Annotated in this window: 18 protein-coding genes; 12 read left to right on the top strand and 6 right to left on the bottom strand. The window is 66.6% G+C overall.

The window, feature by feature from the left end; translation table 11 throughout:
• Window positions 1-61: 61 nt before the first annotated feature.
• On the top strand, window positions 62-748 hold the full coding sequence (locus GTH22_RS00655) for a hypothetical protein (RefSeq protein WP_252942619.1): 687 nt from the start codon (window positions 62-64) through the stop codon (window positions 746-748).
• Between the two features lie 106 nt (window positions 749-854).
• Entirely contained in the window at window positions 855-1,295 is a 441-nt protein-coding gene (locus tag GTH22_RS00650; RefSeq protein ID WP_252942618.1) for a DMT family transporter, read from the top strand.
• Here GTH22_RS00650 and GTH22_RS00645 read toward each other — a convergent pair.
• The 5 genes from GTH22_RS00645 to proS form a co-directional block, all read right to left on the bottom strand.
• A complete protein-coding gene (locus GTH22_RS00645; protein ID WP_252942617.1) occupies window positions 1,279-1,836 on the bottom strand; it encodes a hypothetical protein in 558 nt (185 codons plus the stop codon). The genes GTH22_RS00650 and GTH22_RS00645 overlap by 17 nt on opposite strands.
• Before the next feature lie 93 nt (window positions 1,837-1,929).
• Window positions 1,930-2,604, bottom strand: a complete 675-nt coding sequence (locus GTH22_RS00640) for an ABC transporter ATP-binding protein (RefSeq protein ID WP_252942616.1) — start codon at window positions 2,602-2,604, stop codon at window positions 1,930-1,932.
• Window positions 2,597-3,844, bottom strand: coding sequence for an ABC transporter permease (locus tag GTH22_RS00635; RefSeq protein WP_252947543.1), 1,248 nt, complete (start codon window positions 3,842-3,844; stop codon window positions 2,597-2,599). The genes GTH22_RS00640 and GTH22_RS00635 overlap by 8 nt, the downstream gene beginning before the upstream one ends.
• A 122-nt stretch (window positions 3,845-3,966) precedes the next feature.
• Window positions 3,967-4,782, bottom strand: a complete 816-nt coding sequence (locus GTH22_RS00630; protein ID WP_252942615.1) for a hypothetical protein — start codon at window positions 4,780-4,782, stop codon at window positions 3,967-3,969.
• Entirely contained in the window at window positions 4,783-6,123 is a 1,341-nt protein-coding gene (proS, locus tag GTH22_RS00625) for a proline--tRNA ligase (RefSeq protein WP_252942614.1), read from the bottom strand. It lies immediately after the preceding gene.
• Between the two features lie 436 nt (window positions 6,124-6,559).
• Between proS and GTH22_RS00620 the strand changes: the two genes are divergently transcribed.
• The 5 genes from GTH22_RS00620 (at window position 6,560) to GTH22_RS00600 (ending at window position 11,686) form a co-directional block, all read left to right on the top strand.
• Complete coding sequence (locus tag GTH22_RS00620; protein WP_252942613.1) at window positions 6,560-6,835, top strand: hypothetical protein; 276 nt, start codon at window positions 6,560-6,562, stop codon at window positions 6,833-6,835.
• Window positions 6,822-8,600, top strand: coding sequence for a methyl-accepting chemotaxis protein (locus GTH22_RS00615; protein WP_252942612.1), 1,779 nt, complete (start codon window positions 6,822-6,824; stop codon window positions 8,598-8,600). Before GTH22_RS00620 ends, GTH22_RS00615 begins: the two co-directional genes overlap by 14 nt.
• A gap of 169 nt (window positions 8,601-8,769) precedes the next feature.
• On the top strand, window positions 8,770-9,780 hold the full coding sequence (locus tag GTH22_RS00610) for a TRAP transporter substrate-binding protein (protein ID WP_252942611.1): 1,011 nt from the start codon (window positions 8,770-8,772) through the stop codon (window positions 9,778-9,780).
• Window positions 9,781-9,823: 43 nt separating this feature from the next.
• A complete protein-coding gene (locus GTH22_RS00605) occupies window positions 9,824-10,345 on the top strand; it encodes a TRAP transporter small permease (RefSeq protein WP_252942610.1) in 522 nt (173 codons plus the stop codon).
• Between the two features lie 48 nt (window positions 10,346-10,393).
• Window positions 10,394-11,686 carry a TRAP transporter large permease gene (locus tag GTH22_RS00600; RefSeq protein WP_252942609.1) on the top strand — a complete coding sequence of 431 codons (1,293 nt, stop codon included), beginning with the start codon at window positions 10,394-10,396 and terminating at the stop codon, window positions 11,684-11,686.
• A 38-nt stretch (window positions 11,687-11,724) separates the two neighbouring features.
• Here the strand turns inward: GTH22_RS00600 and GTH22_RS00595 are convergent, their stop codons facing one another.
• On the bottom strand, window positions 11,725-14,997 hold the full coding sequence (locus GTH22_RS00595) for an L-glutamate gamma-semialdehyde dehydrogenase (protein WP_252942608.1): 3,273 nt from the start codon (window positions 14,995-14,997) through the stop codon (window positions 11,725-11,727).
• Window positions 14,998-15,072: 75 nt separating this feature from the next.
• On the opposite strand from GTH22_RS00595, the gene GTH22_RS00590 reads away from it, so the two are divergent.
• From GTH22_RS00590 to GTH22_RS00570, 5 genes are all read left to right on the top strand, one after another.
• On the top strand, window positions 15,073-15,543 hold the full coding sequence (locus GTH22_RS00590) for an Lrp/AsnC family transcriptional regulator (RefSeq protein ID WP_371928379.1): 471 nt from the start codon (window positions 15,073-15,075) through the stop codon (window positions 15,541-15,543).
• A gap of 73 nt (window positions 15,544-15,616) precedes the next feature.
• The gene (locus GTH22_RS00585; protein ID WP_252942606.1) at window positions 15,617-16,168 is read left to right on the top strand and encodes a thioredoxin family protein; all 552 of its coding nucleotides are present in this window, start codon (window positions 15,617-15,619) and stop codon (window positions 16,166-16,168) included.
• Window positions 16,169-16,459: 291 nt separating this feature from the next.
• Window positions 16,460-17,002 (top strand): sigma-70 family RNA polymerase sigma factor, encoded by a 543-nt coding sequence (locus GTH22_RS00580; RefSeq protein WP_252942605.1) that lies wholly within the window; start codon window positions 16,460-16,462, stop codon window positions 17,000-17,002.
• Entirely contained in the window at window positions 16,999-17,673 is a 675-nt protein-coding gene (locus tag GTH22_RS00575) for an anti-sigma factor domain-containing protein (protein WP_252942604.1), read from the top strand. Before GTH22_RS00580 ends, GTH22_RS00575 begins: the two co-directional genes overlap by 4 nt.
• Before the next feature lie 148 nt (window positions 17,674-17,821).
• Window positions 17,822-18,373 (top strand): fasciclin domain-containing protein, encoded by a 552-nt coding sequence (locus GTH22_RS00570; RefSeq protein ID WP_252942603.1) that lies wholly within the window; start codon window positions 17,822-17,824, stop codon window positions 18,371-18,373.
• Window positions 18,374-18,389: the final 16 nt, after the last annotated feature.

Raw genomic sequence — 18,389 nt, 5'->3', positions numbered from 1 at the left:
CCCGATTTTCGTGGTTAATCCGCCACTTGCCGCCCCCGCAACACCCGCTAAACTCGCCCGGATGCGCCTCGTTTTCCTCCTCTGTCTGGCCCTTTTCGCCGCCTCCTGCGGGCGCCCTCTTACCGAGGCCGAGAAGGGATTCCTCAAGGAAATTCATGGGGATGGCACCGACCTCTCCCGTGTCCGCCTCACCACCTATTCCACCGTCGGGTCGATCGAGCGCACCTACCTCGCCCGCCCCCGCACCACCTGCCGCGAGCTGATCCTGCCCCCGATTGAGCAGAAAAGCTTCAAGTCCCGCACCGCCGGCCTGGTCCTCTCAAACCGGATTTTTCTCAATCCTGACTGGTACTTGGAAGAATACCTCGAAGGCTGGCCGGAGCAGTTGAACCTCGTTGCGGCGATGTTTCTGGCCCATGAAATCACACATGTCTGGCAATGGCAGAACCGGGCGGTCACCGGCTATCATCCGCTCAAGGCCGCCGCCGAGCACAAGCTGCACGTCGACCCCTATCTGTTTGATCCCGCCAGCAAAACGCGGTTTCTCGATTACCCCTATGAGCAGCAGGCCTCGCTGGTCGAGGAGTTCGTCTGCTGTCGTGCGCTGGATCCCGCCGGCTCCCGCACCGCCCGCCTGCGCGCCCTGCTCTCCCAGGCCATGAACCCCGCCCCGCTGGAGCTGTCGCGCCCGGTTTCCAACGTGATGATCCCCTGGGAAGACGCTGAAATTGAAGGGATCTGTTCCTGAGCCGGTGCGGTTAAGGGAAGCTTCATCAATTTGAGGCACATTGCCCCCGTTGCCCCCGGCCCACCCGCGCCTTAGCGTCGCACTGCAGCCAAATGGAGATCTGCCGATGGGTTACACCGCCTCCGCCGCCATCATGCTTGCAGCAGGTGTCGGCATCCCGATCCTCGCCGCGCTCAACGCGAGCCTCGGGCGGCATGTCGGCTCGCCTGCTTCGGCGACGGTCGTGTTGTTCCTCGTGGCCTTCATTCTGGCCCTCACAACGGCGCTGATCACCGGTCCAGCGCCCCTGTCCCGCTTTGCCACCGCCCCGCGCGAGAGCTTCTTCGCCGGCTTCTTCGTGGCCTTCTACGTGCTCTCGATCACATGGGTCGCACCCCATTTCGGGGTCGGAAACGCGGTGATCTTCGTGCTGCTGGGCCAGATGGTGTCATTCGCCACGATCGACCACTTCGGCCTGTTCGGCGCCACGCAGCATTCGCTGTCACTGGCGCGCGCGGGCGGAATCGGGCTGATGGCCCTGGGGGTCGTCCTTACGCTGAAGGGCTAGGCTCGACGCCCACAACCGCATCCGGCGGCAGTTCGCTCACCCCGGGCAGAAGCGCCTGCTGATCGCCCATCCGCACCAGCAGACCATCTTCGGTCTGCTCCATCTCGGGCTCCGCCTCGGCGGCACCCGGCCCCTCAAAGACCAACACATCCTCCTCGGGGTCAAAGTCCTCAACCACCTCGGGCCCATCCTCCCCGCCGCCCTCCTCCTCCGGCTCGACAGGCTCGATATCGGGTGCGGCGACTGCGGCAGAAGACTGAACGGGTTCAACCACTTGCTCGGTTTCCGGCGCAGGCTCCTCCTCAGCAACCTCCTCCTCGGGCACCTCGGGTTCCGGCGCATCCTCCTGCACCGCCTCCTCGGCCATGAAGGCCGCCAGATCCTCGTCGAACGCACCACGCGAGGCCGCGGCATCAAGCTCCGCGTCCCTGGCATCTGCCTGGCTCAACCCCTCGTCTTCATCATCGTCCCGACTGATCGCGTCGCCGATGAAGCCCATCAGAAGCATGAGCGGCATCGAAAGTACGATGGCCCAGTCCATGCGCAAAGGTTAACCGGTAATTGCGGCAAGTGTGGCGCTAACCTGCGGTTGCATGGGAAACAGCCGGTTTCTCCAGCAGAAACAGTGGCCTGCCTAGACCAGCAGGCCACCGTCCAGCCGCACCGTCCGGTCCATCCGGGCGGCCAGTTCGAGGTTGTGGGTGGCGATCAGCGCGGCGAGGCCGGTTTCGCGCACCAGCGTCATCAGCGCCTGAAACACTGTGTCGGACGTGCCCGGATCGAGGTTGCCGGTCGGCTCGTCGGCCAGCAGCAACGCCGGACCATTTGCCAGCGCCCGGCAGAAGGCCACCCGCTGTTGCTCGCCGCCCGAAAGCTCGGCGGGCCGGTGGCTGGCGCGATCCTGAAGGCCGACCGTGCCCAGCAGCTCCACCGCCCGCTCGCGGGCTTCGCCCGGCTCCACCGCATTGGCAAGCTGGGGCAGTGTGATGTTTTCCAGCGCGGTGAACTCGGGCAGCAAGTGGTGGAATTGATAGACAAATCCCACCTGCGCCCGCCGCGCCTCGGTGCGCCTGCCATCCCCGAGCGCGCCCATGTCCTCGCCAAGCAGCCGCACCGCTCCGGAGGTGGGGGTGTCGAGCAGGCCGGCGATATGCAGCAAGGTCGATTTGCCAGAGCCGGAGGGCGCCACCAGCGCCACCACCTCGCCCGCGGCAACCTCCAGCGAGGCCCCGCGCAGCACGTTGATCTCGTTCGGCTTTCCGGCGTTGTAGGTCTTGCTGATCCCGTCCAGCCCCAGAACCTCACTCATAGCGCAGCGCCTCCACCGGATCGAGCCGCGCAGCGCGGCGGGCGGGGATGATCGTGGCCCCCCAGGACAGCGCCAGCGCGAGGGCCACCGCAAAGGCCACATCGCCCGATTGCAACTCGCTCGGCACCCGGTAGATGCCGCGAATGGAGGCGTCCCACACCTCCTGCCCGCTCACCCAGTTGATGAAGCCGACGATGTTGTTCACGTTCAGCGCAAACAGGCAGCCCAGCACCGTACCCAGTGCCGTTGCCACCGTGCCGATCAACGCCCCGCAGAGGAAGAACACCCGCAGGATCGCCCCCCGGGTCAGCCCCATGGTGCGCAGGATGCCGATGTCACGGCCCTTGTTCTTCACCAGCATGATCAGGCCCGAAATGATGTTGAGCGCCGCGATCAGCACCAGGATCGACATGATGATGATCATCATGATGTCTTCGATCACCAGCGCCCGCAGGAAGTTGCCCCAGGCGTCCTTCCAGCTCCAGAGCACCGCCCTGTCACCGGCGGCCTGCAGCAGCGGAACGTCCCATTCTTCAATGTTTTCCGGGTCATCGACCATCACCTCGATCTCGCTCGCAGCGCCGTCGAAGTTGAAGAAGCTCTGCGCCTCGGCAAAGGGCAGATACACCCGCGTCCGGTCGATGTCCCAGCGCCCGGCCTGGAAGATATAGACCACCTCATAGGCGTTCACCCGCGGCGTCACCCCCATCGGGGAGCGGGTGCCATTGGGGTTGATGATGCGGATCCTGTCGCCCACCGTCGCACCCAGCTCCTGCGCCACGCCCCAGCCGATGGCGACGCCCTCCTCGAAGCGGGCAATGTCGCCCTGGCTCTGCTCCGGCGCGGCGATGCGGGGCAGGTTCATCAGGTCTTCGGCGCGGATGCCGTACACCTCGACGCCCGCATTGGCCGCCCTCAGGTTGGCCAGCACCTGCCCCTTCACCAGCGGCGCAACCGAGGTCACGCCGGGCACGGCTTCAAGCCGGGCCGCCCAGTCGTCATAGTCGGTGATCTGGCGGCTGGTGGCGCCGTTTTCGTCAACGTAAACAGCGGCCCGCACCGAGGTATGGGCATTGGCGCCGATGATCGTATCGACAAAATCGGTCCGAAACCCCGAGCGCACAGCCATCACCACGATCAGCGCAAAGACCGAGAGCGTGATGCCCCCCAGCGCGATCCAGCTCAGGATCGAAACCCCGCCATCGGAGCGCTGTGAGCGCAGGTAGCGCCATGCGATCATCCACTCGTAGCGAGAGAAGGGAGCCGTCTTGCCTGCTTTATTGGCCACGGTTCGGCCTCCTGCTTGATTGCGCCGGAAGATGCGCAGGGATCGGGCGGGGGTCAAGCACCCAAGGGGCCGCATCACTCATCGGTGTTGCTCCGCGCCACCCGCAGATTGGGCATGCCCCGGGTGTCGCCATCGCGGGGGATGACGGGCGCGCCGAACTCGCCGTTGTATTTGCCCCCCACCGCACGTTCGCGCTCGTGGAGCGCGCGCAGGGCACGGCGCAGGGCGAGGTAGGGGTCTTCGCCCTCCTGCGTCAGCGGTGCCACCAGCGCAGTCCAGTCCCAGGTCTCGCGGGTGTCGGCGTGATATTGCAGCCAGGGCGTGAAATGGCGCGCCTGCCACCCTGCCCGCGCGCGCGGCGAGGCTTTTTCCCAGCCTTTCAGGTAGATCTGGAGCGCGCCCACAGAGCCGTCTCCGGGCCGGGTCTTGGGCTTTTCGATGAACCCGGTGATGATTTCGTCAAGCGACGGGTCCGGCTCGGGCGGCGGTGGCACCGGGCGTGGCGCCTGATCGGGCACACCGGGCGCGGCCTCTCTGCGCACCTTGCCCGGGCCGTAACTGCTTTTCTCTGCCAGCCGTTCCCGGGCCTGCTTCGCCGGGCCGAACTTCTCGAAGAGTTCGAAGAACAGCGACACCCCTTCCCGGTCGCCGCCGCCCTTTTCCGCCACGATATCGTCCCAGCTCTTCAGCCCCGCCTCCGGGTAGCTTTCACGCACGAAGTTCTGGAAATGGCTGAAGAAATAGCCGCCCTCCGGATCATGGCCGCCGCCATGCATCCGGTGGCTCTCCCACCCGTCGATCCAGGCCCGCAACTCCCGCAGGCCGCCGTGCCGCTCCATCCGGCTTTTCAGCAGCAGGAGATGCTCGGCAAATCCTTCGGGCGGGATCACCTAGAGGTGCCCCTCGTAGAGCGAGGCCAGTTTCGCCGCAGCCGCTTCCGGGCTGAGTTCTTCGCTCTCGCCGGTCCGGCGGCTGGTCAGCTCGACCACGCCGTTCTTCAGCCCGCGCGGCCCCACGGTGATCCGCCAAGGCAGGCCGATCAGGTCCTGGGTGGCAAACTTGGCGCCCGCGCGCTCGTCGGTGTCATCCAACAGCGGGTCGAGGCCCAGCGTTTTCAGCGTGTTGTAGAGCGCCTCCGAAGTCCGGTCGCAGGCCTCGTCGCCCACCCGCATGTTGACGATCCCCACGTGGAAGGGCGTCACCCCCTCCGGCCAGACGATGCCCTTGTCGTCGTGGCTCGCCTCGATGATCGCCCCGACAAGGCGCGAAACCCCGATCCCGTGGCTGCCCATATGCACCGGCACCTTGGCCCCGTCCGGCCCCTGCACCGTTGCACCCATCGGCTCGCTGTACTTGGTCCCGAAGTAGAAGATCTGCCCCACCTCGATGCCCTTGCCCGCGCGGCGGCGATCTTCGGGGATGGCGTCGTAGAGAGCCGCGTCGTGGGTTTCGTCCGTGCGGGCGTAAAGGCTTGTGAACTCGTCGCAGACCCCCTTCACCTGCGCCATGTCGGCATAGTCGATCTCACGGTCGCCCAGCTTCAGCTCGGTCACGCCGGCATCGTAGAACACGTCGCTCTCGCCGGTCGGGGCGAGCACGAGGAACTCGTGCGTGTCGTCCCCGCCGATCGGTCCGCTGTCGGCCCGCATCGGGATCGCCGTCAGCCCCATCCGCTCGTAGGTGCGCAGATACGTCACCATGTGGCGGTTGTAGGCGTGCAGCGCGTCCTCCTTGGTGAGGTCGAAGTTGTAGCCGTCCTTCATATAGAACTCGCGCCCCCGCATCACGCCGAAGCGCGGGCGGATCTCGTCGCGGAACTTCCACTGGATATGGTAGAGCGTCAGCGGCAGGCTCTTGTAGCTGGCGACATGGGCGCGGAAGATGTCGGTGATCATCTCCTCGTTTGTCGGGCCGAAGAGCATGTCGCGCTCGTGGCGGTCGCGGATGCGCAGCATCTCCGGGCCATAGGCATCGTAGCGCCCGCTCTCCTGCCACAGGTCGGCCGGCTGGATCGTGGGCATCAGCAGCGGGATATGCCCGGCGCGCTGCTGCTCCTCATGCACGATCTGCTCGATCCGCTTGAGCACCTTGAAGCCCAGCGGCAGCCACGAATAGATCCCGGCGGCCTGCTGGCGGATCATGCCGGCACGCAGCATGTAGCGGTGCGAGGCGATCTGCGCGTCGGCGGGGGTTTCTTTCAGAACGGGTAGAAAGTAGCGGCTGAGGCGCATCGGATGGTCCTTTGGGGCATGGCGTCTTGCCCCGAGGCTCTAGCCCATCCGGGCGGGGCTCACAAGATTTTGGACTTCGGAGCGGGAGGGCTCTGCGGCTCCGGCAGCTTGGCCTCCGTCGCCGGTTCGCGCGGTTCGCGCCAGCACAGAGTCTCTCGGGGATGATCAGGCACCGGCGGTGCGAGGTCGGAGAGTTTCAGATACTGGGTCATCGGTCGGCTAACCTCGTTGTGTGCGAGGCCGAAGATGTCGGGTGCCGCCCGGTCAAGCAATCACGCTGCCCGTTGAATCACGGCTTATTCACAGGGGTTGCACGGAGCCGGTGCAAAACCGCATCGGCGTTAACAGGGCATAAACCGTCTGGTTATAGAGAAGGGGCACCGCAACCCGTCGGAGCCCTCGTTTGCTGAGCAAATTCGCCATCCCCCTGGCCTTCATGGCAAGCCTTCTCACCGCGCCTGCGGCGGTGCTGTTGGGCACCCCGCCGGGCGAGGGGCCGGTGCTGGTGATCGTTCCGCCATGGTCGGATGCTCCGGCCATTCTGGCTGCGTCCGGTGGGCGGCCACTGGGGCCGGTTCGCGCGCCCTTTGCCGTCCTTGCCGCCTTCCCCAGCCCCGAATCCGCCACGCAGGCCCGCGCCCATGGTGCCTGGGCCGTTCTGGGCGGGGCCGCGCTGGCCGCACTCTGTGGAGTATCCGATGCCCGAACATGAGCCCCTGCTGCTGACCGCCGACCAGGCGCTCGATCCCTCGGTCGATCACGCGCTTGAAGCCGCACGCGCCAGTGCCGTGAGGATGCTGTCGCGGATCACGCCCCTGCTCTGGCTTCTGGCGGTCGCGGCCGAATGGCTGATGGGCGGCAACATCATGGTCATGGGGCTCGCCGGCGGGGCCTTCACCCTGCTCGGCCTCGCCGCGCCGCGCCTTGCCCCTCAGGCCGCCCGCATTCTCGTGGCACAGGCCCTCACCGGGCTGACGATCTCGCTCAACGCCGCGCTTGCCGGCCATCCGATGCAGATCGACAGTCACATGGCCTATTTTGCCGTGCTCGCCATGCTGGTTGCCCTGGCCGATATCAAGCCGCTGCTGATCGCCGCAGGCACCATCGCGCTGCACCACCTCGCGCTCACCTTCGCCCTGCCCGCGCTCGTCTACCCCTCCACCGATCTGATCTTCAACATCGGCCGCACGGTGTTTCATGCGGTGATCGTCGTGGCCGAAACCTCGGTTCTGACCCTGACCATCCTCAACCGCATCTCCCTGTCACGGGAGGCTTCGGACAAGGCCAACGAGAGCCTCGCCGCCACCGCCCTCGCCGAAGAGAGCGGCGCCAAGGCCCGGCAGGAGGCCATGCGCGCCAACGAGGCCCTTGCGCGGGCCGAAGCACAGTCGCAAGAGGCGGCCAAGGCGCGGGCCGAAGCCGAGCAGGCCCTGAACGAGGTGGAACAGCGCGCAACCGAGGCGGCAGAGGCAGAAGCCCGCGAGGCCACGGCAGCGGCAGAGCGCACCGAGGCGCTGGCCACCCTCCTCGAGGTGTTCCGCCAGAAACTCGCGCGCCTGTCCGAGGGCGACCTGTCCGTTCGGGTGACGGAAGATCTCGGCGAAGATTTTGCCGACCTCGCAGATCATTTCAACGGCGCGGGCGAGCGGCTTTGCGGCGCAATGAACGCCGTCATTTCGCAGGCCGCGTCGATCAACGAGCAATCCCGCGAACTCACCGCCTCAGCCACCGATCTCTCCACCCGAACCGAAAAACAGGCCGGCACCCTCGCCCAGATCGCCGCCACCCTGAAGGAGCTGACCCGCACGATCGAAGTGGTCGCCAACGAGTCGCGCGACGCCCGCAAGCAGGCCGAGAACACCTCGAGCGAGGCCTCCGAAGGCACCGGCATCATGTCGGAAGCCGTCGAAGCGATGAACCGGATCGAAGGCAGCTCGCGCGAGATCTTCAAGATCACCAGCGTGATCGACGACATCGCCTTCCAGACCAATCTCCTCGCGCTCAACGCAGGTGTCGAGGCCGCCCGGGCCGGCGAGGCAGGCCGTGGCTTTGCCGTGGTGGCCTCCGAAGTGCGGGCGCTGGCCCAGCGCAGCTCCGATGCCGCACGCGAGATCAACGGGCTGATCTCGAACTCGGTCAGCGAAATTTCCGGTGGCGCGGCTCTGGTAAAGAACACCGGGACCGCGCTGGAAGGCATCCAGTCCTCGGTCACCGGCATCGTCGAACGTTTGCGTTCCATTGCCGAAGCGACAACAGACCAGTCCCGCGGCCTCAGCGAGGTCAACGAGGCTGTCTCCAATCTCGAACGGGTCACGCAGCAGAACGCCGGAATGTTCGAAGAAACGACCGCGGCCAACGCAATGCTCTCGGGCAGCGCTGACGAGTTGAATGCGCTGATGAAAGGGTTCACTCTGGGCCAGGGAGATGAGCCCCCGCAAGCCATCCCGGTCATGCCGCACCTTCGGGCAGCATCGTGATCTTGCGGGTTCTGCGCACCGCCCTGCGGGCGTCTGCAAACTCGTTATCTGGTTGAATTGTTATAAGAGATAAGCAAATCTCCACCCACAGCGGGACGACTCGCGCCCGCATGCTATAACCGCGCCGCAAAGGGGAGAGGAGCCCCGGCGCTTAGGGAGGAGAAAATCCATGAATTTCAAGGCTCTGCTTGCAGGAACGGCGCTTGCCGCCCTGACCACCGCATCCGCATCCGCGCAAGAGGTCACACTGCGCCTCGCCCATTGGCTGCCGCCCACGCACCCGGTTCAGACCCTTGGCATCGAGCCCTGGATCGAGTCGATCAAGGAAGCCTCGGGCGGCCGGATCGACTTTCAGATCTTCCCGGCCCAGCAGCTTGGCGCCGCACCCGATCACTACGACATGGCCCGCGACGGCATTGCCGACATCACCTACACCAACCCCGGCTACCAGGCCGGGCGCTTTCCGATCTATTCGCTGATCGAGATCCCCTTTCACATGGACAATGCCTCCCGCGGCGCGAAGGCCATGCACGAGTGGTATGCGCCCATCGCCGAAACCGAGATGTCGGACGTGATGTTCTGCATGGCCAACCCGCATGATCCGGGCACCTTCCACTCCAAGAACCCGATCCTCGAGCCCGGCGACGTGAACGGCCTCAACGTACGCCCGGCACATGCCACCATGGCGCGCTTCGTCTCCATGCTCGGCGGCGGCCCGGTTCAGGTGCCCGCCCCCGAGGCGCGCGAGGCCATTGCCAACGGCGCGGCCGATGCGATGACCTTCCCGTGGAACTCGATCTGGATCTTCGGCATCGACAGCGAGCTCAAGCAGCACCTCGACATGCCCTTCTACGTCTCCGCCCAGCTCATGCTCATCAACAAGAGCACCTACGACGGCATGGCCGACGACCTTAAGAAGGTGATGGACGATCACTGCACCCCCGAGTGGAGCCAGAAGTTCTCTACCGGCTGGGCCGAGAACGAGGCCTCGGGCCGCGACAAGGCTCTCGCCGAAGGGTCGGGCCACACCGTCAACGTGCCCACCGAGGAGCAGGTGCAGATGTGGAAGGACGCCGCCGCACCGCTGGTGGAGACCTGGAAATCCGAAGCTGGCGACGACGCCGAGGCCATCTACCAGGGCTACCTCGACGCGCTCGACGCCAACGACGCCCGCTTCTGAGCGAAACCGGGCGGCGCTGCACCGGCGCCGCCCGACTGATCCCATGCGAAAGCTGCAACGCGCCCTCGAGCGCTTCTCCCACTGGGTCGAAACCGTCGCGGGCCTCATGATGGGCGCGATAACCCTGCTCGTGGTGGTCTCCGCCGTGACCCGCTACCTGTTTGCCTGGCCCCTGCCCGATGCCTTCGACCTCTCGCGCTACCTGCTCGGGGCCGCGATCATGTGGGGCTTTGCCTGTGTCGGCTTCCGCGGCTCGCACATCAAGGTCGACCTGCTAGCCGAGGCCCTGCCCGCCCCGATCCGCCGCTGGGTCGACGCCTTCGCCTGGGCGGTGCTGCTGTTCTTCACAGTGCTGCTGGCCTGGAAGCTGCTGGGCCGCGTCACCTCCGCGGCAGGCTCCGGCGAGGCCACGATGGACCTGCGCCTGCCCGCCTGGCCGCTGATGGCCCTGATCTGGGCCGGTGTCGCCGTGGCCATCCTGACCATCACCGCCCGCCTGCTCATCATCCTCTTCGGCAACGGCTCGCTCGATGCCTTCGACAGCGCCGAAGAGCACGCCGAATGACCCGTAGGCAGGCCCCACGCCCGCCGACCGCTGGAAAGCCCTGACCGAATGACCCCCGATCTGATCGCCATAGCAGGCTTCGCCGCCCTCTTCGCCATGATCCTCCTGCGCGTGCCGATCGGCGTGGCCATGGGTCTCGTCGGGGTGTTCGGCTTTGCCGGCATCACCGGCCCCGGCCCCGCGCTCAACCTGTTGGCGCAATCCCCGATCCGGGTGGTGACCGATTTCAACCTCACCCTCATCCCCTTCTTCGTGTTGATGGGGGTGCTGGCGACCAACTCGGGCATGTCCTCCGAGCTGTTCCGCGCCGGGCAGAAGTGGCTCGGCCAGTTCCGCGGCGGCATGGCGCTGTCAACCATCGGCGCCTGCGCCGGCTTTGCCGCGATCTGCGGCAGCTCGGTCGCAACGGCGGCGACGATGACCAAGATCGCCCTGCCCGAAATGCGCCGTGAGAACTACCCCGACCACGTCTCCACCGGGGTCATCGCGGCGGGCGGAACCCTCGGCATCCTGATCCCACCCTCCGTGGTGCTGGCCGTCTACGGCTTCATCACCGAGCAGGACGTCGGCAAGCTCTTCATCGCGGGCATCGTCCCCGGCTTCCTCGCCGTGCTGATGTACATGCTGACCGTCCGCCTCGCTTACGGCCGCATCCTGCCCGCCTCCGGCACCTTCAACCTGCGTGCAGCCCTCGGTGCACTCAAGGGCGTCTGGGCCGTGCTACTGCTCTTCGTGGCCATCATCGGCTCGATCTACATGGGCGTGGCCACCGCCACCGAAGCCGCCGCCGTCGGCTCGCTGCTCACGGCGCTCATCGGAATTTTCCGCGGCAAGCTCTCGTTCCGCGCCCTTCTGTCGTCGCTGATCGAGGCCCTGCGCACCTCGGTCGCCATCTACACCATCCTCATCGGCGCGATCCTGTTCGGCTATTTCCTCGCCGTCACCCGCGCACCACAGAAGGTGACCGAATGGCTGGTGAGCCTCGATATCGGCGCCTACGGCACCCTCGCCCTGATCCTCGTGGCCTTCGTGCTGCTCGGCTGCATCCTCGACGCGATGGCGATGATCATCCTGATGGTCCCCATCGTCTTCCCGGTGGTCACGGCCATGCAGTTCGACCCGATCTGGTTCGGCGTCATCATTGTGATGACGGTCGAACTGGGCCTCATCACGCCCCCCGTGGGGATGAACGTGTTCGTGATCAACTCGATCGCGCGAGAGGTGCCGCTGACCAAGATCTTCCGGGGCGTCACCCCCTTCGTGCTGATGGACCTCGTGCGCCTTGCAATGCTGGTGGCCTTCCCGGCGCTGGTGCTCTGGCTGCCGGAAACCATGCGCTAGCTGCGGCAGGTAGGGCGGGACTTGTCCCGCCGCACCGCCTACTCCGAGACAGACGCCAGCAAGGCCGCATTGCCGCCCGCCGCCGTGGTGTCCACGCACAGATGCCGCTCGTGCATCACGTGGCCCACGTCCGGCTGGCCGGTCACCAGCGCCGCCACGGGGCCGTCCCGCTCCGCCAGCGCCACCGCAAGCTCTCGCGCCTCCGCCTCGCCGCCCCACCAGAGCAGGGCCGACAGATCTTCCATCGCCAGCGCCTCCTCGCGCGCGGCCACCAGGGCCCGCCCGCCGAGCGCCTCGATCGCGGCCACCTGCGCAGCTGTATCCGGCCCGCAGCACACCACCCCGCCCCGGGGCACCATCCGCAAGCGGTTCGCCTCGCCTGTCGGCCCCGGCATCTCGATCATTTCCGCCGGTCGCGCCACAGGCCCGCCCTCGCGGAACCGCTGCAAGTAATGCGGCCCGCCCGCCTTCGGCCCGGTGCCCGAGAGCCCCTCGCCTCCAAACGGTTGGCTCCCGACAATCGCGCCGATCTGGTTGCGGTTCACGTAGATGTTCCCCGCCTCCACCATGTCCGAAATCACCTGAACCCGGGTATCGATCCGCGTGTGCAGGCCAAAGGTCAGCCCGTAGCCGGTGGCGTTGATATCGCGCACCACCTGCCGGATCTTGCCCGCCTTGAAGGTCGCCACATGCAGCACCGGCCCGAACACCTCACGCCCGCCAAGATCGGCAATGCCGCCCACCTCGATCAGCGCAGGCCCCACGAAATTGCCCTCCGGCGCATCGAGCTGTTTCACCAGCCGCCCCTCGGCGCGGGCCGCCTCCACATAGGCGCGGATCTCGCCCGCCGCCTCGGCGTCAATTACCGGCCCAACGTCCGTTTCAAGCCGCCCCGGATCGCCGACCGCAAGCGCATCCATCGCGCCCTTCAGCATCTCGATGAAGCTCTCCGCCACGTCTTCCTGCACGTAGAGGCAGCGCAGGGCCGAGCAGCGCTGACCGGCGGACTGAAAGGCAGAGGCCACGACATCGCGCACCGCCTGCTGCGGCAGGGCCGTGCTGTCGACGATCATCGCGTTCAGCCCGCCGGTTTCGGCAATGAGCGGGGCACCGGGGGCCATGCCCTTGGCCATGGCACGGGCGATCGCCTTGGCCGTCGCCGTCGAGCCGGTGAAGGCCACGCCGCTCACCCGGGAGTCGCTGGTGATCGCCGCGCCCACCACCGCGCCATCGCCGGGCACCAACTGAAGCACCTCACGCGGCACCCCGGCCTCGTGGAGCAGCGCCACGGCGGCAGCAGCAATCCGGGGGGTCTGCTCGGCAGGCTTGGCCAGCACCCCGTTGCCGCAGGCCAGCGCCGCCGCCACCTGCCCGGTGAAGATCGCCAGCGGAAAGTTCCACGGGCTGATGCAGGCGAAGACGCCCCGCGCTGCCGTCGATCCGGGGGCCTTCGCCGCCTCGCCTGCGTAAAACCGCAGAAAATCGACCGCCTCGCGCAGCTCGCCCACCGCATCCGGCAGCGTCTTGCCCGCCTCCGCGATGAGCACCGCAAAGAGCAGCCCGAAGTCGCGCTCATAAAGCTCCGCCGCGCGTCGCAGCACCTCGGCCCGCTCCGCAACCGACACATCCCATGCCCGCGCCGCGCTAAGCGCCGCCTCGACATCCGCCGCGCTGGCATCCGCAACCGGCCCCTGCGGCGCTGACTGCGCCACTGCCGCGCTGATGGCCTCCAGCTCGCCCAGATCGCTCAGGTCGAACCCGCGAGAGTTCACCCGCCCCGGAAACACCTCCGGCCCGGTCGGAATGCTGGCAGGCCCGCGCCATGCCTCGAACGGGCAGGCCGCCACATGCTCAGGCGGTACGCTCTCGTCGACGATCTGGTTCACAAAGGACGAGTTCGCGCCGTTCTCGAGCAGCCGCCGCACCAGGTAGGCCAGCAGATCCTTGTGGGTGCCCACGGGCGCATAGATCCGGCAACGGGTGCCATGATCGGCCAGCACGAGGTCGTGCAGCCGCTCGCCCATGCCGTGGAGGCGCTGAAATTCATAGGCTCCGCGCGGCAAGTCGCGCCCCATGTGCAGCACGGCGGCCACCGTGTGGGCGTTATGGGTGGCGAATTGCGGATAGATCCGGTCGGTCATGCCCAGAAGCTTGCGGGCGCAGGCGATGTAGCTGATGTCGGTCGCCGGTTTGGCGGTGAACACCGGAAAGTCCTCCAGCCCCTCCACCTGCGCATGCTTGATCTCGCTGTCCCAATAGGCGCCTTTCACCAGCCGCACCGTGATGCGGCGGCCCAGCCGCCCGGCCAGCGCGTGCAGCCAGTCGAGCACCGCGCCGCAGCGGCGGCCATAGGCCTGCACCACCACGCCGAAGCCGTCCCATCCGGCAAGCGCCTCATCGGCCAGAACCGCCTCGATCACCTTGAGCGAAAGCACCAGCCGGTCGGCCTCTTCGGCGTCGATTGCAAAGTTCATGCCCGCTTCGGCGGCCTGCCGGGCGAGGCGCGCAACCACCGGCACCAGCTCGGCCAGCACCTGCTCCTGCTTGGCCACCTCGTAGCGCGGATGCAGCGCCGAGAGCTTGACCGATATGCCGGGGTTTTCTGCCATCGCGCCGTTGCAGCCTGCCGAAATGGCGGTGATCGCATCGGCGTAGGCCTTGGCATAGCCTTGCGCATCCGCCTCCGTCATCGCCGCCTCGCCCAGCATGTCGTAGGAATAGGTGTAGCCCTTGGCCTCCATCCCCGCCGCCCGTTTCATCGCCGCACCGATGCTCTCGCCCAGCACAAACTGCCGCCCCATCTCGCGCATCGCTCGGCCCACGGCGGCGCGGATCACCGGCTCGCCCAGCCGCTTGACCGCGCCACGCAGGCGGGTCGCAATGCCGGGGCGCTCATCGAGCACCTTGCCGGTCAGGAACAGGCCCCAGGTCGAGGCATTGACCAGCGGCGAGGCGCTCTTGCCGATGTGCTTGCCCCAGTCGGAGGGGGCGATCTTGTCTTCGATCAGATCGTCGATGGTTTCGGAATCCGGCACCCTGAGCAGCGCCTCGGCCAGGCACATGAGCGCCACGCCTTCATCGGTCGATAACCCGTATTCGGCGAGGAACACTTCCATCAGCCCGGGCCGGGCATCGGCCCGGATACGCCGCACGAGGTCGGCCCCCGTGGCCGAAATCCCGGCCCGCGCCTCCGCTCCAAGCGCAGCCTCCCCGATGAGCCGCTCCACGAGAGCGGTTTCGGGCTGATGCTTCAGCGCGTCGATCTGCCGAAGCTCGGCACTGGTGGCGGGGGGCGTGGGATAGGTGCTCATGAGTCGAGTATCCCTTCTTTCGCGCAGACGATGTGTCTATATTTCTGAAACACGCAGACCGGTTGGAATAAAATGATGCAGAAAATTGGCCGAAATACAGTGATTGAGCTCGACGCGCTGGACGAATCCATCATCCAGCATCTCAGCCGCGACGCCCGCCTCTCGATGACCGAACTCGCCCGCCGCGTGGGCCTGAGCAAAACCCCGGTACTGGCCCGCGTGCGCCGGCTCGAGGAGGCGGGGCTCATCACCGGCTACCACGCCACCCTGTCATGGCCCAAGCTTGGGCTCGGCTGCGTGACCTTCGTGCAGGTCCGTTTGACCGATACCCGCGAGAAGGCATTGAAGGCCTTCAACGCGGCCGTTGTCGGGCTGCCGGAGGTGGAAGAATGCCACATGATCGCTTCGGGCTTCGACTACCTGCTGAAGGTGCGCACCCGCGACGTGGCCAGCTATCGTGAGGTGATGGGCGAAAAGCTTTCCGAGCTGCCTCATGTGGCCTCCACCTCCTCCTATGTTGCACTCGAAGTGGTCAAGGAGAGCTGACCCCGCAGCATCCGGCGCTGGACAGTCCGCCAGCACGCCCTAGGGTCTGAATGACCAAATACGGAGGAGACCCATGGCCCAGCCCCCCGCCTGCGACTTCGGCACCCCGGCCGCCGATTTTGCCCTGCCCGCCACTGACGGAAAGACCTGGACGCTGGCCGATGTGTCCGGCGAGAAGGGCACGCTGATCATGTTCATCTGCAACCACTGCCCCTACGTGAAAGGCATCATCGACCGCCTCGTCACCGATGCGCAGACCCTCCAGACCGCAGGCATCGGCGTTGCCGCGATCTGCGCCAACGATGCGCAGAGCCACCCGGCCGACAGCTTCGAGAACATGGTGAAGTGGGCCGAGGAAAAGGCCTTTCCCTTCCCCTACCTGCAGGACGAGAGCCAGGAGGTTGCGCGGGCCTATGGCGCGGTCTGCACACCGGACTTTTTCGGGTTCAACGCGGCGGGCGAATTGCAGTATCGCGGGCGGCTAGATGCCTTCGGAAAGAACGAGGCCCCGGCCGATGCGCCGCGCGAACTGGTGGAAGCCATGATGCAGGTGGCGACCACCGGCAGAGGCCCCGAAGAACAGGTCCCTTCGATGGGCTGCTCGATCAAATGGCGGGCCGCTTGAGCCCCCGAGACCGGTCGCCCGGCGGCAAGGTCGGGCAGCGAGGGGCCAGCCCCTCGCGCTCCCCGGGAATATTTTCAGCAAGAAAACGAAAAGGTTAGGTATTTTTATCCCCATGGAGCGAAACTCTTTTGACCGGCCCCCCGTGTCTTTCTGTGCAGGCTGGTCGTGCGGCGCCAAGCTGGGAGGCGCAGCCGCCGTCTGCATGACGAGTGTGAAGGGTAGAGGCGTTCGCGGTCGGCAAGGACCGCGGGCGCCTCGCTATCGTTTGAAGACGCTGCTAGGGTCGGTGCCATGGTGACGCCGGAGGAGATCGAGGGGATGATTGCGCGCTGTGGTCTTGGCGACCGCACGGCGTTTTCCGAACTCTATCAGGCCACCAGTTCGAAACTTTTCGGCATCTGCCTCCGTATCCTTAAGGAACGCTCCGAAGCGGAAGACGCGCTGCAGGAGGTTTACCTGAGGATCTGGCGCAAGGCGGAGAGCTACGTGGCCGGAGGGCCCTCGCCGATGGCATGGCTGTCGACGGTAGCCCGCAACCTGGCGATCGACCGTCTGCGGGCCAAGGCGCCCCCGGCGGACGAGCTGTCGGATGCGCCGGAGCTGGTGGCCAGGGGCCCGACGCCCGAGCAGTCGGCGGTGGCGGCTGGCGAGGCGGCCCGGATCGGGGCTTGCCTCGGCGAGCTGGAGCCGGATCGCGCGGGTGCCGTTCGCGGTGCCTACCTCGAGGGGGCGACATATGACGAGCTGGCAGGCCGCTTCGGCGTGCCGCTCAACACAATGAGAACTTGGCTGCGTCGCAGCCTGATAAAACTGAAAGAGTGCCTTGAGAGATGAGCGAGCAGGCCACATACGACGAAGACGACATCGCCCTTGCGGGTGAGTATGTCTTGCGTCTGCTGGGGGCCGGAGACGTGGCGGGGTTCGAGTCCCGGCTGACCTCCGAGCCCGCCCTGCGCGAGCTTGTGACCGAGTGGCAGGAGGGCCTGTCGTCGCTTGCCGACGAGGTTGCCGAAACGCCGCCCGCCGCGCTCTGGCGCCGGATCGAGGCCGCGGCTCATGGCCCCGAGGTGCGCTCGCGCCCGTCGCTCTGGCGCTGGCTCGCCGGCGGCGCGGTGGCGGCGCTGCTTGCGCTCGCCGTCTTCGTGGTCCTTCCGCCCGGCCCCGGCGCCGCGCCGACCCATCAAGCCCAGATCGCGGCCGAGGACGGCTCGCTCGTTGTCAGGGCCGCGCTTGAGCCCGAGGGCGAGCTGCTGCTCACCCGCGAAGCAGGCGGCCCCCGTCCGGGCCGCGCGCTTGAGCTCTGGCTGATCGCCGAGGGCGCGGATGCGCCGGTCTCGCTCGGGGTTCTGCCCGAAAGCGCCGAAGCCCGGCTGATCGTGCCCGAAGAGCTGCGCGCAGCCTTCACCGGCGGCACGCTGGCAATCTCCGACGAGCCCCCCGGCGGCTCGCCCACCGGCGCGCCCACGGGCGATGTGCTGGCTGCGGCTCCCGTCGAGCTGCTCTGAGCCGTTTCAACAATCTTTTCAGGGTTTTCAGGGTGCTGGAATAATTCTTCCAGCTATTTTGAAACCAATCGCCGTGGCGCTCCGTATCTCCTGCATAACCCCGGCCATACCGGTGGGGGGAGGAAGACCAACCAGGAGAGACACCAACATGACTTTCGCCAAAACACTCGCCGCAACCGCCGCCGCCGCCCTTCTTGCCGGCACTGCCTTTGCCGCAAACCCCGAAGTGGGCGGTGCACCGATGTTCGAAGACAAGAACATCGTCGAGAACGCCGTGAACTCCGCCGACCACACCACGCTGGTCGCCGCCGTTCAGGCCGCCGGTCTCGTGGAAACGCTGCAGGGTGAAGGCCCCTTCACCGTGTTCGCCCCGACCAACGCCGCGTTCGAAAAGCTGCCCGAGGGCACCGTGGAGAACCTGCTGAAGCCTGAGAACAAGGACATGCTGACCAAGGTTCTGACCTGCCACGTGGTGGCTGCCGATGCGATGTCGGCCGCGATCAACCAGATGATCATCGACGATGATGGCGCACACGACGTCAGCACCGTTGGCGGCTGCGTGTTCACCGCCCGCATGAACGGCAACGACATCCAGATCGAAGACGAGATGGGCAACACCGCCACCGTCACCATCGCCGATGTCAAGCAGTCCAACGGCGTGATCCACGTGATCGACACCGTGCTTCTGCCGAAGATGTAAGCTGCTACCGCCCCGG

Origin of the sequence: Oceanicola sp. 502str15, from assembly GCF_024105635.1 — a bacterium.
In the GTDB taxonomy this organism is placed as follows: Bacteria; Pseudomonadota; Alphaproteobacteria; order Rhodobacterales; family Rhodobacteraceae; genus Vannielia.
Note: the sequence above shows the minus strand (reverse complement) of the source record. Positions and strands in the feature narration are given on the sequence as shown.

Coding starts and splice junctions, on each gene's coding strand:
- GTH22_RS00655 (WP_252942619.1), top strand. CDS start 62: ATGCGCCTCGTTTTCCTCCTCTGTCTGGCCCTTTTCGCCGCCTCCTGC.
- GTH22_RS00650 (WP_252942618.1), top strand. CDS start 855: ATGGGTTACACCGCCTCCGCCGCCATCATGCTTGCAGCAGGTGTCGGC.
- GTH22_RS00645 (WP_252942617.1), bottom strand. CDS start 1,836: ATGGACTGGGCCATCGTACTTTCGATGCCGCTCATGCTTCTGATGGGC.
- GTH22_RS00640 (WP_252942616.1), bottom strand. CDS start 2,604: ATGAGTGAGGTTCTGGGGCTGGACGGGATCAGCAAGACCTACAACGCC.
- GTH22_RS00635 (WP_252947543.1), bottom strand. CDS start 3,844: ATGATCGCATGGCGCTACCTGCGCTCACAGCGCTCCGATGGCGGGGTT.
- proS (WP_252942614.1), bottom strand. CDS start 6,123: ATGCGCCTCAGCCGCTACTTTCTACCCGTTCTGAAAGAAACCCCCGCC.
- GTH22_RS00620 (WP_252942613.1), top strand. CDS start 6,560: ATGGCAAGCCTTCTCACCGCGCCTGCGGCGGTGCTGTTGGGCACCCCG.
- GTH22_RS00615 (WP_252942612.1), top strand. CDS start 6,822: ATGCCCGAACATGAGCCCCTGCTGCTGACCGCCGACCAGGCGCTCGAT.
- GTH22_RS00610 (WP_252942611.1), top strand. CDS start 8,770: ATGAATTTCAAGGCTCTGCTTGCAGGAACGGCGCTTGCCGCCCTGACC.
- GTH22_RS00605 (WP_252942610.1), top strand. CDS start 9,824: ATGCGAAAGCTGCAACGCGCCCTCGAGCGCTTCTCCCACTGGGTCGAA.
- GTH22_RS00600 (WP_252942609.1), top strand. CDS start 10,394: ATGACCCCCGATCTGATCGCCATAGCAGGCTTCGCCGCCCTCTTCGCC.
- GTH22_RS00595 (WP_252942608.1), bottom strand. CDS start 14,997: ATGAGCACCTATCCCACGCCCCCCGCCACCAGTGCCGAGCTTCGGCAG.
- GTH22_RS00590 (WP_371928379.1), top strand. CDS start 15,073: ATGCAGAAAATTGGCCGAAATACAGTGATTGAGCTCGACGCGCTGGAC.
- GTH22_RS00585 (WP_252942606.1), top strand. CDS start 15,617: ATGGCCCAGCCCCCCGCCTGCGACTTCGGCACCCCGGCCGCCGATTTT.
- GTH22_RS00580 (WP_252942605.1), top strand. CDS start 16,460: ATGGTGACGCCGGAGGAGATCGAGGGGATGATTGCGCGCTGTGGTCTT.
- GTH22_RS00575 (WP_252942604.1), top strand. CDS start 16,999: ATGAGCGAGCAGGCCACATACGACGAAGACGACATCGCCCTTGCGGGT.
- GTH22_RS00570 (WP_252942603.1), top strand. CDS start 17,822: ATGACTTTCGCCAAAACACTCGCCGCAACCGCCGCCGCCGCCCTTCTT.